The following is a 15,399-nucleotide window of genomic DNA, read 5'->3' as shown; positions in this document are numbered from 1 at the left end:
GTGGGGATGGTTAGCGCAGCGCGAATTAGAAGTACACCCAGCAAGTTATAAATCATTGACTAGGCAATACCAACAATCCGCAGCAGTACAATTTGGATTTTCCATAGATCCATTCGTGCGGCTGCACGCCTATTGGCTGTGCGATATCGCCTTGGAGGAGCAACGACTTGAGGCTGTTCTCAAGTCGTTGGTCAACGACGATCAGTTTGCTAAGTACAACCAAGTTTTTGATTTATTCAAATTTGGGCTGAGGATTCGCGCACGCCTCTTGAGTCGCATTTACCCGTTTGAGGCCTTCTTAGTCGATGGCAAACCGCTGATTGAGCGAGAAGTCCGGGAGGTGAAGAAGAAGGAAGTCACCCGCGAAAATGGTAAAGCTGTGGTGAAGTTTCTCCCTGGCGATGTCAAACGAGTGAAACGCAACCGTTCAAGAGATGCTTTCAAGCTCAGGTTAGGTATGGGCACTGTGCTAGAGCAATCCGGCGACAAGCTGGTGGAAAAAGGTAGCGGTTCGGCACTGTGCAGAATGAACTTTTGGCAATATACGATCACGAAAATCGAGATTGACAAACGCTTACCCAATAACCCTATCGGTGAGGAGATTGCTTTGTACAAAGCCGAACTCAAAAAAAATGTTGACGCTTCTGGTAAGCAGCTACTTAACGGCAAGCACTTACAGTCTAAACTCAGTTCCAAGGTTGCCAATATGCTGTTTCGGGAATTAACCAAAGCGATCGCTTTGGCGCGATCGTAAATAAGAGACGCACTTACCCCACTTAATTAAAGTGGGGTTTTAACTCAATTCAGTGAGTTAAAATTTGACCCTCAAAATTTTAATTGAGTAGTGAGACGTTAAAGGAATTATGACAGTTGAGGACTTAATCAAAAAATTAGAATCATTTCCTTTAGAGATGGAAGTAACTATTTGTACTACTGGATATGAGTACCTAGAGATTGAATCTTTCCAGTTTGACGATGTAGGAAAGACAGTAGAAATAGTAGTAAGTGATTTAGATGACGAATATTAAGAGACAAAAAGGGAATTTTGACTAAATAGCTGTATGAGCTACAAATACAAAGGATTCTGGGCAAGTATTCATGCAGTGTGCGAATCAGATAAATCTAGATTAGCCAGAGGTGATTGGCGTTCTCGCATTTTGGGATATAAGTACACGGTTCGCCGTAACGGTAAAGTTTGTTTACGTGTGGGATATGAAGATGAAGAAACGTTACCGCCCACTTATGACGATGCGATTGCTGATTTTCAGCATCGCGTAGATACGATTTTAGAAAGTTTATAACCCTGACAGAGGCGGAAGGTAAACCTTTGCATTTATCAGGGGTAACTTTATCTTAATCCCTATTCGCTATTCCCCAGTCCCCAGTAACTTACTAGAGTGAAGTAGGGAGTAGAGGGAGAGGAGCAGAGGGGCAGAGGTAGAAGAGAGCAGGGGGGGAGATGAGGGGGATGAGGGAGAATAACAACTGACCACTGACCACTGACAACTGACAACTGACTCAGCACTTAATAAATTCAGTCGCCAGCAGGAGGAAACACCAGATAGTACTTTTTAGGCTGATGGTATAGATATCCTCAAGAACTTAAAACATATGCCTCTCTACAAACTGGAACAATTTTACCCAAACTATCGAGAAAGATTTGGTGGTGATGATGTAAAAGCTTTAGATGTTCATACCGAAGGTGGAGTGAGGGTTGGCTCAGTTGCTGACGCTTTAGTTGACCAGGATGGTCGTTTTCGATATCTAGTTATTGACACAAGCGTAGATTCTCTGAGTAAAAAAATATTACTCCCAATTGGCCTTTCACGTATCAACTATCCAGCAAAACGTGTCTATGTTGACGGATTAAGTAAACAGCAAATAGAACATTTACCTGAATATGGAGAAAACATCCCTGTGGATGAAAATTTTGAAGAAAAGGTACGCAGTGTGTTTCGTTCTTCAACAAGTAATCTAATTTACGATCGCGAGACATACAGTTACCAAAAAGAACCAGCTTTATACGATTTGAACGAGCAATATCACCAAACGCTAAGACTTTACGAAGAACGTTTGATTGCTCACAAACATCGAATCAAAACTGGAGAAGTAGCAGTTAGCAAACATGTCGAAACCGAAATCGCAAGGGTTTCAGTACCTGTTGAAAAAGAACGTGTTGTAATTGAGCGAGTTCAGCCTACAGCAGCAACAGTTGTAGATCCAAACGAAGCTAAGTTTCAAGAAGGGCAAGTAGCACGTATAGAAGTATACGAAGAAACGCCCGAAATTTATAAAGAAGCGTTTGTGCGCGAAGAAGTCCGAGTTAAGAAAGTAGTAGATAGAGACACAGTAGAAACGCAAGATACAATTCGTCGAGAAGAGTTAGATATTAATACTGCGGGCGAATTGCATGTGGATGAAACTAGTACAACTAGACATGGAGTTGTTTAAGAGCTAGTTAAGGAATTTGTGAAGATATATTTTAAAAAATAGTACAGGCAGAGATACATATGTACTCTGCCTGTACTTTTGGCATTGCTATTAATTATATTTACCAAAATGTGAAACCTGATATCTAGAGTATAAAAGAGAATACCTATTTCTTTTGATAACCTTATACTGAAACAATTCAGTCGAGAGAAGGAGGAAAGTTCAGGGATAAATTTGTATTCTAATTAATAAGAAGAAGGTATGAAACTACTGAGGTAAAATTTAATGGCTCTTTATAAATTAGAAGATTTCGATCCTGATTACAAAGACACTTTTCAAGGTAATGATGTCAAAGGATTAGGTGTATATACAGAAGGAACTAACGAAAAGATAGGCATGGTCAGCGATGTCTTAGTAGACGAAGAAGGCCATTTTCGTTATCTGGTTGTTGACTTAGGTTTCTGGATTTTTGGCAAAAAAGTATTACTACCTGTTGGTCGTTCTCGCATTGACTATAACAGCGATCGCATCTATGCTGTTGGTCTGACAAGGGAACAAGCAGAAGATTTACCTGAGTTCGACGAACGTAACGCGCTCGATTACGATTATGAAGAAAGAGTACGTGGAATCTATCGCAATCCCAGCTACCAAACCACTGGTTTAGGAACTTCGCCAGTTATAGATACACCAGTTGGTCTAGGAACTCCAGCAATTGTGGATACACCTACACCTTTAGATGCAACCTTAGATACAAGCTATACAACAGCGAATACTCCGACTTACGACCGCGACACCTATAATTACGACCGCGATGATTCTTTGTTTGGGTTAAACGAGCAAAATCATCAAACCTTAAGATTGTACGAAGAACGGCTAATTGCGAACAAGCGACGCATCAAAACTGGAGAAGTTACAATCGGCAAGCATGTAGAAACTGAAACGGCAAGGGTAGCAGTGCCTGTAGAAAGAGAACGCGTTGTGATTGAACGCGTAACTCCCGCAGATGCCGGTAGAGCTGTTGCACCTGGCGAAGCTGACTTCCGTGAAGGCGAAGTTGCTCGCGTAGAACTTCACGAAGAAACTCCTGATATTCGCAAAGAAGCTGTTTTGCGTGAAGAAGTCAGAGTTAAAAAAGTTGTAGAGCATGACACGGTAGAGGCTCAAGAAACTATACGCCGTGAAGAATTAGATGTCAACGCTCCAGGACTGCCAGTTGAAGAGCGCTAATCGACAGAGTTAATTAGTGATTAGCTAATAACTAAGTAGACATAGTACAGGTAAAGCTTTTTTATAAATTAGCTTTACCTGTACTTATAGTTGCTAAATTATGATAAATAATATAATTAGTTTTTTAAATGTATTTCTTAAATCTTGTTTATGAATAGCCAATCAATGGCGGATAAATTCGATAGACACAGCCAGAAAAATAGTATTCGGAACTTACTAGAAATACTGAAAAAAAGAGTAAAATATTTCACTGTCATCGATAGTCAAGGTCAAATTGTCGGCAAAGTTAAAGATTTAATTTTAGATGCTAATCGTCAGATTAACTTCTTAATAGAACGGCAAATAAATGACCAAAATCTACAAACAGAGGAACAATATTTAGATAAACACAGATTCTTCACTTTAAGAAGTCAAAAAATCCAAAAAATTGACGATAAAACTAAATCTGTTTTTTTAGACATGGATCGAGTGCAAATAGAGTATATGCCCGAACATTTAGGAAGAGAAACCCCAGGTGACGAAAAAATGGCGGAGAATTTAACTGAGCAAGCAGGTAACCATCAAATAATAAATGGCCAATTAGAACCAGCCAATTTATCAAAAGCTGAAGAAGAAAAGATTATTCGTTTACTCGAAGAACGACTAGTAATTGACAATAAAAAACGCAAAATTGGCGAGGTAATTGTTCGTAAAGAAATTGAAACTCGGATGATACAAGTTCCTGTCCGACGAGAAAAACTAATTGTAGAACAAGTTAGTCCAGAACACAGACAACTTGCAGAGATTGATTTAGAGGAAGGAGAAATTTCTGGTATCGAGTTAACCGAAGGAGAAATACCCCAAGTCACTAGTTTTGATAATGGTTTAACCGTAACAGGTAACTTTAGCTCTCCTAAAATAGCTAGTTTACTTTTAAATGCGATCGCCTTAGAACGCAATCATGGATGTCAGCAGGTGAAAATAGCAATTACCGTTACAGACGAGTCAACCCAGAAAAAATATCAGGAATGGTTCGATAGGTGTTCTCAAGGACAACAATCCAAGCCGGAAATCTAAACTTTGAGCAGGTAACTTAAACTTAGTAGTGTAGATTTATCTACACTACTTTTTTGCTATTTACTCAAATCAGGTAGATAAACCCTAGTTATAACTACCGCTTACAATTTTTGCTTATAGTAGGCATAGTATCTATTAAACAGGCAGTATTTAAAAACCATTCCAAATTGTAAGCACCTATTGAAGTTGCAATCACAGATATTATGACTACCAAACTAGTAGTCCAAGGCTTCATTTCATGCATAGATTTTCGTTGTTATAGATTGGTGAATAGTATACTAAAATACATTAACTTAATCTGGTTTGAACAAGTCTTGTTCTTAACTATACTAATTTATAGTACCTCATGCATCAATACGGTTCAGTGGAAGAAGGTATTTGTTGAGGCTCTGGAGACAGTCGGAGTCCTTTCTTTCGTACTTGACGAACCAAAAGCTAGATACCAAGGTTGATATGACTGATTTTGTATAATTAAGTTTACCTTTATACAACTTTTGGTATGTACCTTTGGCGAGTAAAAATTGCCAAAAATAATACAAGAAAAGTCAGGATTCCAGCTAAATATAATGGATAGCCATAAGTTTGAGGATTTGATTGATGAATTAACATTCCTGCTATTACGGGGCCAACACCATTGGCAATACTTAAATACGATGCATTCAAACCCATTGCAGTACCTTGGTCTTGTGGTTTAGCGTTAAGAGAAATTAGCGTGTTGATCGCGGGTTGCACTAGAGAATTAAACAGTGAAAATAATATGCTGACAGCCACGAAATAAATTACTATAGGCAACACTGGCATCAGCACAAATGACAAACTGCGGATAAATAACGCTAAAAACAATATATTAACTACACTAAATTTACGTTTCAGGATTGAGACTCCCCAAGTCTGCATAATCGCACCTAGCACACCAAATAAGAGAAACATCGTTGTTAAAGACCGATTATTTTGACCCAACACATTCAGAAAGTAGGGTTGAAAGGCATAGGTAAAAATTGTGAAAGTAGTTCCGATGAAAAAGTTGATAATTAGAAGTACGCCCACTTTTGGCATAAACAAACCTCTAATTAAATTACCTAAACCGAGATCAAAAATATTGTGTGCTTTCTCAGCTCTTGTTTGTAGAGGTTCTGGGACAAAAAAGATTGTAATTAGAAGAGCGACGAGTGCGACTGTACTCGAAACTAAAAACGCAGCACCCAAAGATATCTGCTGTGCCAACAAGCTTGTAGCTGGCCCTAACACGAAGCCTAGACTTAAGCCAGCTCCAAAAATGCCAAATCCCTGAGCGCGGTTTTCAGGACTGGTGACATCTGAAATCATTGCTTGAGCAACAGAAGCATTGCCTCCAGTGATGCCATCTAAAAAGCGAGCTAGAAACAAAACAATTGCTGTTGTCGCAGTTCCAGCGAGTAAATTAGCGATGACAGTCCCAGCCAAACTAATAATCAGTAAAGGCTTACGTCCAAAGCGATCCGAAAGTTTGCCGATGACAGGAGTGGCGAAAAACTGAGCTATGGAATAAATCGAAAACAACAAACTAGTCTGGAAATCGCTCAGTCCAAATCGTTTGCCATAAAGATAGATAATGGGAATTAAAATTGTAAAACTGAGGGAATTAATAAAGGCAATTAAAGCTATAATCCAAAAATTTCGATTCATTTGCGATATTTAACCAGCAGGTTGTAACTTGTTGACAGTTCTGTAACTAAAGCCAGCAACTTTTGAACTCTAGTCATACTAACTACTCGCCGTTCCTTTGGCTACTCCCAATGAAAATTCGACTGAAGCGACTTTCACGGAAGCAACGAAAGCGTCTAATGCCATGCATTCACATTAAAGTCCAAAATGGACATTTCGAGATTGTGGGCTTGGGTGCATGGTATTCCTACTGGCGCGATCCCTACCATCTGCTGCTGACAATTCCCTGGAGCGGTTTTTTGGGGATGATATTTATTTTTTATGTAGCTATTAATACTGTATTTGCCTTAGCTTATTTGGTAGGAGGCGATTGTATTGCCAATGCGGAACCTGGTTCTTTTTTAGATTTCTTTTTCTTCAGCGTGCAAACTTTGGCATCTATTGGCTATGGTGCGATGTATCCTAAAACTATTTACGCCAATACTATTGTCACCATAGAAGCGATGGTGGGTTTGATGGGAATTGCGGTGATGACAGGATTAGCATTTGCTCGTTTTTCTCGACCGACTGCCCGTGTAATGTTTAGCCGTGTTGCAGTAATTACACCACATGAGGGAGTACCGACTCTGATGTTTCGCACTGCTAATCAACGACGCAACACAATTCTAGAAGCACAAATGCGGGTGTATTTGATGCGCGATGAAGTGAGCGCAGAAGGGCATTTTATCCGTCGGTTCCACGAACTCAAACTATTGAGAAACCAGACACCTGGCTTTGCACTAACTTGGTTAGCAATGCATGTAATTGATGAGTCCAGTCCTCTCTATGGAGTGACACCAGAGTTGCTAATCGAGACTCATACTATACTTATGGTTTCTTTAAGTGGCATTGATGAAACGGTTGCACAAGTTGTTAACGCCCGTCACAGTTATGGTACTCATGATATTTTGTGGAACAATCGGTTTGTCGATATCATACATCATAAACCCAATGGCGATCGCTACATTGACTATAAAGACTTTCACGATGTCTTACCTCTAGATTGAAGTAAATTAACTTCAGTCTGTAGGCTCCAACTGAATTGTTATACCTGCTTCACAGTTCAACCACAAAATCAGTGATGAATTTATCGTTTGCAAAAAACCTCGTGGATTGAGTAACGTCTGTAGCGATCGCGAAATACACGTTATATCCAAGTCATGCTTTGCTAGCCCTCCTGTTCTCGAAAAAATACTGTATTATTCAGCTTTTTACCTAGTATCGCCGTCGCCAGTAGTATTAGGACATTAACAGACGCTCGAACCTAGACATAAAAAGACTTTTCACCCAGTCACCAGTACCTAGTCACCAGTCCCCAGTCCCCAGCTATATCGCTAAATAATTCATGAGCAACATCTCTGCATTGCATCAAGCGTTGGTCGAACGGCTAAAACAGGAGGGACTAATCCGGACTCCGCGTGTAGAAGCTGCTTTTCGTGCTGTACCACGCCACCTTTTTTTGCCGGATGTACCACTAGAAAAGGTTTATAAAGATGATGCTATTGTCACTAAATATTTAGATGGTAAGCCTGTAAGTTCTTCGTCACAGCCAGCTGTGATGGCAATTATGTTAGAACAACTCGATTTGCAACCGGGCGATCGCGTTTTGGAAATCGGTGCGGGAACTGGTTATAATGCTGCACTCATGGCCCATATTGTTGGTGAAAGCGGCCAAGTAATTGCAATTGATATTGATGAAGATATTGTCCAAGACGCGCAAATGCATTTAGAAAAGGCTGGCTTTGAGCAAGTAAAAGTTATCTGCGCTGATGGAGGGTTTGGTTATCCTAGCGCCGCACCATACGATCGCATTATCCTCACGGTAGCAGCATGGGATATTGCGATCGCTTGGCAAGAACAATTAAAACCCCAAGGAAGGCTTGTTTTACCCTTAACTCTCAAAGACGATATCCAAATCACTATCGCTTTTGAGTTAGCTGATGGCTATTTAGTTAGTGTCTCAACTAGCAATTGCGGTTTCATGAAACTCCGTGGTGCTTTTGCCGAACCTCAAGAAGTGCAAAAGGCTCAGAAAAATATCTCTTTTCGCCTTAAGAAACTACTTATTCAAGTTGGAACCATGTTGTTATTACCTTTACCGCTGCAATTGCGATTAAAGTTATATAACTTGACGCGGTTTGGTCGTTCTTCTCTTCAGGGTATGCGGATTCGAGTCTATCCACAAAATACACAATACAGACCTGCGGCGAATGAATTGGCGATCGCCAAACGCTGGACGCAAGTTATTTTGGATTGGCAATGATGAGGATAAGGGGGCTGGGGATTAGTTATTTCCCTAGTCTCCTCATCTTCCTCATCGCTTTACATTCCGCTAGAAATTACACTAATGTTGAAAATTAGCCCGTTTTCTAGCTTGATATTCCATTAATGCCCCTGAGGTAACTACAGTTCGTCCATTTTGTCTTCGAGTCGGGATTTGTCCCTTTTGCAAAGCCATATACAAACTACTTTGGTCTACACCCAAAAACCTGGCTGCTTGTACGAGTGAAATGCCTGGTTTGAGCATATTCTGTCTTCTGTGTCTAGTTGATGAGCGGTACAACATGGCGAAATGTAAATCAACTACTACAAAAAATCGCGATCGCACAAATGCAGAACTAGCGATACTTTTTGGATAAGCAATCTTTACTTCCCTGCGCTATGGGAAAGGGTGTTGAGAACCTAACCAGTACAGCACCATTACTGCTTTGGAGAAAACCGCATTCTAATTAAATGCAAATCTAATTAGATTTTCATCTAAATGATAGCAGGTTCTAAAAAATAATTAAGATATTTTCAATATCTTAAAAAAGTGTAATAATTATTTACATAACTTAATAGTTAACTGGTAAATTCGTAACTGTTACATATAGCAATCGAAGCATAGGTTAAGACAGTATTGATTCCTCAAAGCTACCAAACAACTGCATTTATACTCAGCGAGAAGTTGCGAGGAGGGTTTCCCTCCGGGCAAACTTCGGTGACTCAGAACTTTGCTATATAGTTGCGTTTATTGTCTGCTGTTATTTAGTAAAAAATTTTAGATACATAAAAGGCTATTAGTCAGGCAATCAAAACTGCTAACTGCTCAATTTTTCCTAGTTGCGTTATTAGGATTTAATCTAGTTTATTGAAAATGCTTAATTCTTTACTTGCTGACAGTTCTACCTATATTCTTTGCTGCTACGTTAACGTAACTAATCAAATTCAGATTACTCGAATCTCTAATATTCCTGGTTGGTACTTTGAGCGCGTTGTATTTCCAGGACAACGTCTTTATTTTGAAGCACCACAAGAGGCGCACATGGAATTCCATACCTATGTAATGGCTAGTGCTATACTATCAGATCGGATTCCTTGTGAACGCCTGCAAGTTAACTGTGATGTAGACGAGCAGTTCTTAGTCAAACCTCGCCTTTTAGTTGCATCGGCAAAATAGATACAAATCATCCTAAGCCATACGTGCCTGAGCCAAGTCGCGAATTAATGGGACTCTGGAACGAATGTAAGCTTGCATCGTGTTACTTTCTTCACCAGTTAGTAGCTTATCTTGTTCAACTTGTCTTAATAATTGCTGGATCAGTTCCGCATCGCTGAATCCCAGAAGAGTGCTAGTCTGGGTTTCCTCAATTAAAAACCAGAGATGACGTAATGCTGAAGCTTTCACGGTACATACCCTCATTGCAACTGCTCATCGTTGTTGCCCCTTATCATAGTGGAGCATCAAACAATCTAAAGAAAATCTTAAGAGATAAAATCTCAAAAAATCCTAAAATAAGCAAAACTTAACTTATTAGATAGTAATCTACACAGTCTTTGATAAAATGTATAATATATGACCACAATAAATATTTCTAAAGATACTGGCATAGTCAGTCTTTATCTGCTTACATATACATCATCATTTGTGTCTCTAAATTTTCATAGAGTCGCTAGCTACTGAATATCTATGAAATCTCTCACCTAATTTCTGCCTTTGTGAAAGAATTGCCGTACAATTTCACTTGGTTTGCGATCCCAGGTGTCGATATGCTTGTAGATCAAATTATTTTGGTTGAGTTTATACGTGGAATAGCCATTGAAAAACACCTTTGCTTTCCACGGAACGCGCAATACTCCGCGAACTGTCCACTTTGCTAAAATCGTATCTTCGGCTGACTGATAGATTTCATGCACATCAAAGTAAATTTGGCTAAAGAATAGCCCAGCATGAAATCGTAATGTCCAAAATATGATGCGATAGTTAAATTTCCACTTGAATTTGTTTACCGGGTCTTGAAAGTAGATATCTTGCGTGTAGATGTCGTAAGAGATATCTTTCTCAAAAAGTGTCGGTAAATCTTGGTTGAGAGTTTGAATTACCCGATCTACTTGCAATTGAGATTCCATACGCCTAGTTCTTTAGAAAGAATTTTACAACGTTTGCGTAGACTTTTCGCGTCTACGCACTCAAGATTTAATCGCTCGTATTCATGTAACGAGTCAAAATTCTAATGACTTCTCCATTCACAGGCGACGGTAACGGTGGAGTCCATTCGCCTACCTCAGCAAAACCGAGAACATGCAAGTTGCGAACAATACTGTTAACGCTATCTTTAGAGTGCTGAGTGCTGAGTTCTGAGTCCTGAGTAAATAAAGCAAGATTTTTATGCTTCTGTTGCGTTTACAACGGGCATAGGTCTTTATCATGGTATGTATCACCTAATTTTTAGTTGATGAACGCGCGATGTCTGGCGACAAGCCGCAAAGCGTCTACGCTCTCAAGTTTTCCAGGCGAGGGAGCGATCGCTTTGTTATCTGTACATACCTAATATATTGTGAATCGAAAATATTTACAACCGCTCCGGTCTAATAAAAGACTGTAACAGTCTAATAAATCATAATTGCTAAAACAAAGTGTTAGCATCTGCCTTGCTACATCACGGATATTAACTGAGCGTTTTTGTGGTGATTCGATGGAAATTAGCAGTCATAATGGCTGAACGCAATATTAGTAACAAAGAACTGGCTGTTTTAACTGGAATGAATGCTAGATCGATTTCGAGGCTAAAAGTTCGTCGCCACTTCACCAGAATTGACGAATCGACGTTGAATGCACTTTGTAAAGCACTCAAGTGTCAGCCTGGAGACTTATTAGTTTATGAAGAGGATAAGCCTGATTCTAAAGAAAAATAGCTGATAGGCGATCTGAGCAATAAGGCTTGTTGCATTCATAGCTAAAGATTTCTAAAAAACCTCTCTACGCCTTGCCAAATAGAAGATGTTCTCTTGTTACTTGCCCTGGCAACACTCAAATCAGACAAAGTAGGAAAAGAGGCAGACTGAGCATAAGGGCCATTTCGCAGTACCTTAGCTAGAGCGTTGTTATTCTCTCGCAAACCCTCGTAAAAAAAGAATACTTCACCTTGAATGCCTAGCTGGCGATTATATTCAATTGCCTGCACTAGATATTCTGGACTCATACAGTAAGTGCCAAGCTTCATTAAAATTCCTGGCGCTAACCTTGGCAAAGTCGCATCTGTAAACTGCTGATTGACTAATTTATCGGCGATCGCTGTGTAACTATTAAACTCACGGCGATAAATCTGTGGGTGGATAATATCGACTATTCCCTGTTTCAGCCATGTGGGTGAGTCTTGTAGATATTCTTGCAATGCCCATTCATAAATATTAGGAGCCACCGACACCAATAATTCAGAATTAACTGCTTTGACTTCACTGTACAGACGCGCCCAGTAGTCTATGAGAATATTTGCACGCCACTGTAGCCATTGCCGATCTTTGGGGTTCTGTGGCGGATTTTGATGAAACTGTTGGTGATAGCGGGCGATAGTTCCTCGATCGTAGCCACCTTCACAAGGTAAAGCAGGAAAGCGATCGTCTCCTTGAATGCCATCAACATCATAATTATTTACTACTTCCAGCACCAAGTTCAACAGAAATTCTTGCACCTGGGGGTCAAGGGCATTCATCCACTCGAAACCATTTTTCTTCAGTAGATTACCATTGCAGTCAAGGGCTGCCCATTCTGGTTTTTTCTGTAAAATTACGCCACCATTCAAATTGTAGGAACTGGCAAAACCGTACTCAAACCAAGGGATGACTTTTAAGCCAACCCGCCGCGCTTCTGTAATTACTTCTGCTAAAGGATCGCGTCCAACGGACATGGGGTCTATTTCGACCCCAAAAATTTGTTGCATTGTCTGGCTGGGATACAGAGTGACTCCCTTGTTCCAAACCACAGGAAACACCACGTTAAATCCTGTTTCGGCGAGGAAATCCATCGCCTCGGCAATACGTTGCTTTGACCGGAGAACTTTACTGTCGGTAGTGGTCAACCAGATACCACGTATTTCTTTTATGTTCATGGTTTATCTGTTAGGGGACTGGGGACTGGGAAAGAAATAGTGAAGAGTTTCCCAATACTCTATAAATACTTTTATGAGAGTTTCCTGACTTGACGACAACATCTACCCAAGGGTGAGTTACCAGACGACAACTGTCTTTTAACAGATGTTTTGATAGTTAACCTCAACATAATTTAAACAACAGTAAAGTTCTACCAGAAATAAATACAACATATGTCTGTAACACAAAATTCTTGGAAACACGAATATATCACTACTAATGGAGTGAAACTACACTATGTTACCCAAGGCGCAGGCCCCTTGATGGTCATGTTACATGGGTTTCCAGAGTTTTGGTATTCTTGGCGGCATCAAATCCCAGAATTTGCCAAGTATTTCCAAGTAGTTGCTCTTGATTTGCGCGGCTATAACGATAGCGATAAACCAAAAGAACAATCTGCTTATGTCATGGATGAATTTGTTAAAGATATCGAGGGAGTAATTAAAGGATTAGGATACGACAAATGTATTTTAGTTGGACATGATTGGGGAGGAGCGATCGCTTGGTTTTTTGCCTATGCTCATCCGGAAATGGTAGAGCGATTAATCGTACTCAATCTACCTCACCCAGCCAAGTTTGTTCAAGGCTTATCTACTCCCCAACAGTTACTCCGCAGCTGGTACATCTTCTTGTTTCAACTGCCTTTACTACCAGAATTACTTTTACAATCTGCTGATTTTCAATTAATTGAACGGACTATTCAAGGTACAGCCTTTAATAAAAATGCTTTTACTCAAGCAGACCTAGATGCTTATAAAGATGCTGCGGCAAAACGCGGTGCGATCGCTGCAATGTTGAACTATTACCGCAACAGTTTATCGCAATTTATGCCCAATAAAAAATGGGGTATTTTAGATGTGCCAACACTGATGATTTGGGGAGAAAACGATACTGCACTTGGTAAGGAACTCACCTACGACACCACAGCCTATGTCAGAAACCTAAAAATTAGGTATATTCCCCATTGCGGTCACTGGGTGCAGCAAGAACAGCCCGAAAAAGTTAATCAGTATATCAAGGAATTCTTAGTAATCTAGATTACTAATATCAAACCTATCAAGTATTATTTGATAACAGAATAATAATGGTTAAAATCTCATGACAAAACTATTCTGAATAATGTAGTTTCTTAACAAGATTTAACACTTGTTTTATCGTGGTATTTTTGCAGATGATAACGCTCATAAATAGCCAAAACCTATAACCACTAATATTTCTGGCATCCGCACCAAAATATTTCCCAACACAAATAGTTGGTGAGTTAAATTAACACCCTCAAGCAACTTAATGAGATAATAGGAGCGTGTGGGAAAGAACGGATGCAATTTAATTACAAAGGGGACAACTTTATGAAACTCAAGCTATTCGGGGCTTTAGCCTTAGCAACTCCCCTCTTTTTCATTAGCGCGGTCAATGCTGGGAATTCACAAGACTTACAAAAACTATCTTCAACTGGGGAATGCACTGGGTGTAATCTATCAGGCGTGAACCTCAGTGGCGCTCATTTAATTGGCGCTGATTTACGAGGAGCAAATCTCCAAGGTGCTAACCTTTCTGGAGCTAACCTCGAAGGTGCAGATTTTACCAATGCTAATTTGAAAGAGGCTAACTTAACCCAAGCCTTAGTCACCAACGTCAATTTCAAAAAAGCGAATCTCAACGGAGTAAATTTTACTCGCGCTCAAATTGTTGACTCTAATGTGTATGGGGCATCAATGAACAATATGAATATCACTGATGCTGAAATCTATCACACTGGAATCGGTGTCGGTGGAGAAGGTGCGGGTGAAGTTATTCCTGATTGGGACTAACATAAAGCACCTTTAATTAGCATTAATGTTAACTGATGACTAATGACTGATAACTGCTCACTGTCAATAGCTAGCGGTCTAGTTGAGTCGATGTGCTATTTTTTAGGTGTAACAGTTTAGCTTTACTAAGAGGCTAGGGGAGAACTACTAATCTTTTTGATTATCTCCTCAAGCCTTTTCTGATTATTTCAGAACTTCTATGAAATACAATCAAAGCCTTTGGTATAGGGAAAAGTTTAAAGGGAAAGGGGAAGAACTTGTTTAATTCCTTTACCCTTTGCCTTAGGCGAAGCTTGTCCGCCACGCTGCACTAGTTTGAGACGTATATCATAAAGCAATCATTATGTCTAGTCTAAATTAATACGTGAAAACTTTTATTACGGTTTAATATCAAGAACAAATAGCTCAATTGACGAACGCGGCTTAAGATAGCTTTAATATCAGATAAATTCGGCATTTATCCTTATATAAATGAGAAGTGGTCTGATTTTTGCATGATTTGTACTTTAATGAGTACGGTTATGAACAACTGACACGGCATCAGATAATTACAACCTGAGGATTCAGTTGATTCATAAAAATAGAACTCAGAAAGCTGGTTATAACCAATCCTGCCACTTTCTGACTTCTATCCTCCTACTGACTGTCTACCTTGTAGTTGATGCAACGGAGGTTATAGAGCAATTATGGTTGACATTAACCCTTTTATGCTCTAAATCCAGTTGTGGTAATGCACGAGTGTATTACCCGATCAGCAGCCCTTTGGTTGTCATTGTCCAGATTA

Annotated in this window: 16 protein-coding genes and 1 pseudogene; 12 read left to right on the top strand and 5 right to left on the bottom strand. The window is 39.7% G+C overall.

What is annotated here, in order from left to right:
* The 6 genes from I8752_RS35040 to I8752_RS35015 all read left to right on the top strand — a co-directional run.
* On the top strand, positions 1–754 hold a 754-nt coding region (locus I8752_RS35040; RefSeq protein WP_449757754.1), incomplete at its 5' end, for an IS110 family transposase.
* Positions 755–863: 109 nt separating this feature from the next.
* Positions 864–1,028 carry a hypothetical protein gene (locus tag I8752_RS35035; protein WP_214436743.1) on the top strand — a complete coding sequence of 55 codons (165 nt, stop codon included), beginning with the start codon at positions 864–866 and terminating at the stop codon, positions 1,026–1,028.
* 33 nt (positions 1,029–1,061) lie between these two features.
* Positions 1,062–1,301: a hypothetical protein gene (locus tag I8752_RS35030; protein ID WP_214436742.1), complete on the top strand. Its 240-nt coding sequence runs from the start codon at positions 1,062–1,064 to the stop codon at positions 1,299–1,301.
* Positions 1,302–1,611: 310 nt separating this feature from the next.
* On the top strand, positions 1,612–2,451 hold the full coding sequence (locus tag I8752_RS35025; RefSeq protein WP_214436741.1) for a DUF2382 domain-containing protein: 840 nt from the start codon (positions 1,612–1,614) through the stop codon (positions 2,449–2,451).
* A 264-nt stretch (positions 2,452–2,715) separates the two neighbouring features.
* Complete coding sequence (locus tag I8752_RS35020) at positions 2,716–3,657, top strand: DUF2382 domain-containing protein (protein ID WP_214436740.1); 942 nt, start codon at positions 2,716–2,718, stop codon at positions 3,655–3,657.
* 150 nt (positions 3,658–3,807) lie between these two features.
* Positions 3,808–4,713 carry a YsnF/AvaK domain-containing protein gene (locus I8752_RS35015; RefSeq protein ID WP_225896107.1) on the top strand — a complete coding sequence of 302 codons (906 nt, stop codon included), beginning with the start codon at positions 3,808–3,810 and terminating at the stop codon, positions 4,711–4,713.
* A gap of 483 nt (positions 4,714–5,196) precedes the next feature.
* Here I8752_RS35015 and I8752_RS35010 read toward each other — a convergent pair whose 3' ends face one another.
* The gene (locus tag I8752_RS35010; protein ID WP_214436739.1) at positions 5,197–6,378 is read right to left on the bottom strand and encodes an MFS transporter; all 1,182 of its coding nucleotides are present in this window, start codon (positions 6,376–6,378) and stop codon (positions 5,197–5,199) included.
* 110 nt (positions 6,379–6,488) lie between these two features.
* On the opposite strand from I8752_RS35010, the gene I8752_RS35005 reads away from it, so the two are divergent.
* Both I8752_RS35005 and I8752_RS35000 read left to right on the top strand, forming a co-directional pair.
* A complete protein-coding gene (locus I8752_RS35005; protein ID WP_214436738.1) occupies positions 6,489–7,403 on the top strand; it encodes an ion channel in 915 nt (304 codons plus the stop codon).
* Between the two features lie 338 nt (positions 7,404–7,741).
* Positions 7,742–8,659: a methyltransferase domain-containing protein gene (locus I8752_RS35000; RefSeq protein WP_214436737.1), complete on the top strand. Its 918-nt coding sequence runs from the start codon at positions 7,742–7,744 to the stop codon at positions 8,657–8,659.
* An 81-nt stretch (positions 8,660–8,740) separates the two neighbouring features.
* On the opposite strand, the gene I8752_RS34995 is transcribed toward I8752_RS35000, so the two are convergent.
* Positions 8,741–8,923, bottom strand: a complete 183-nt coding sequence (locus I8752_RS34995; protein ID WP_214436736.1) for a helix-turn-helix domain-containing protein — start codon at positions 8,921–8,923, stop codon at positions 8,741–8,743.
* A 609-nt stretch (positions 8,924–9,532) separates the two neighbouring features.
* Here I8752_RS34995 and I8752_RS34990 point away from each other — a divergent pair.
* Positions 9,533–9,775, top strand: a pseudogene (locus I8752_RS34990) (DUF1830 domain-containing protein); the annotation flags it as partial.
* Positions 9,776–9,847: 72 nt separating this feature from the next.
* Here the strand turns inward: I8752_RS34990 and I8752_RS34985 are convergent.
* Positions 9,848–10,063, bottom strand: a complete 216-nt coding sequence (locus I8752_RS34985) for a hypothetical protein (protein WP_318780937.1) — start codon at positions 10,061–10,063, stop codon at positions 9,848–9,850.
* Between the two features lie 296 nt (positions 10,064–10,359).
* Complete coding sequence (locus I8752_RS34980; RefSeq protein ID WP_214436733.1) at positions 10,360–10,785, bottom strand: DUF2358 domain-containing protein; 426 nt, start codon at positions 10,783–10,785, stop codon at positions 10,360–10,362.
* Positions 10,786–11,340: 555 nt separating this feature from the next.
* Between I8752_RS34980 and I8752_RS34975 the strand changes: the two genes are divergently transcribed.
* Positions 11,341–11,571 carry a helix-turn-helix domain-containing protein gene (locus tag I8752_RS34975; protein WP_318780936.1) on the top strand — a complete coding sequence of 77 codons (231 nt, stop codon included), beginning with the start codon at positions 11,341–11,343 and terminating at the stop codon, positions 11,569–11,571.
* Positions 11,572–11,612: 41 nt separating this feature from the next.
* On the opposite strand, the gene I8752_RS34970 is transcribed toward I8752_RS34975, so the two are convergent.
* Positions 11,613–12,764 (bottom strand): glycoside hydrolase family 10 protein, encoded by a 1,152-nt coding sequence (locus I8752_RS34970; RefSeq protein ID WP_214436731.1) that lies wholly within the window; start codon positions 12,762–12,764, stop codon positions 11,613–11,615.
* Positions 12,765–12,977: 213 nt separating this feature from the next.
* On the opposite strand from I8752_RS34970, the gene I8752_RS34965 reads away from it, so the two are divergent.
* A complete protein-coding gene (locus tag I8752_RS34965; protein WP_214436730.1) occupies positions 12,978–13,841 on the top strand; it encodes an alpha/beta fold hydrolase in 864 nt (287 codons plus the stop codon).
* A gap of 312 nt (positions 13,842–14,153) precedes the next feature.
* Positions 14,154–14,615 (top strand): pentapeptide repeat-containing protein, encoded by a 462-nt coding sequence (locus tag I8752_RS34960; protein WP_214436729.1) that lies wholly within the window; start codon positions 14,154–14,156, stop codon positions 14,613–14,615.
* Positions 14,616–15,399 lie beyond the last annotated feature (784 nt).

This window comes from Dendronalium phyllosphericum CENA369 (assembly GCF_016056275.1).
GTDB lineage: Bacteria > Cyanobacteriota > Cyanobacteriia > Cyanobacteriales > Nostocaceae > Dendronalium > Dendronalium phyllosphericum.
The sequence above is the reverse complement of the archived record's forward strand: the minus strand, read 5'-3'. Positions and strand labels throughout refer to the sequence as shown.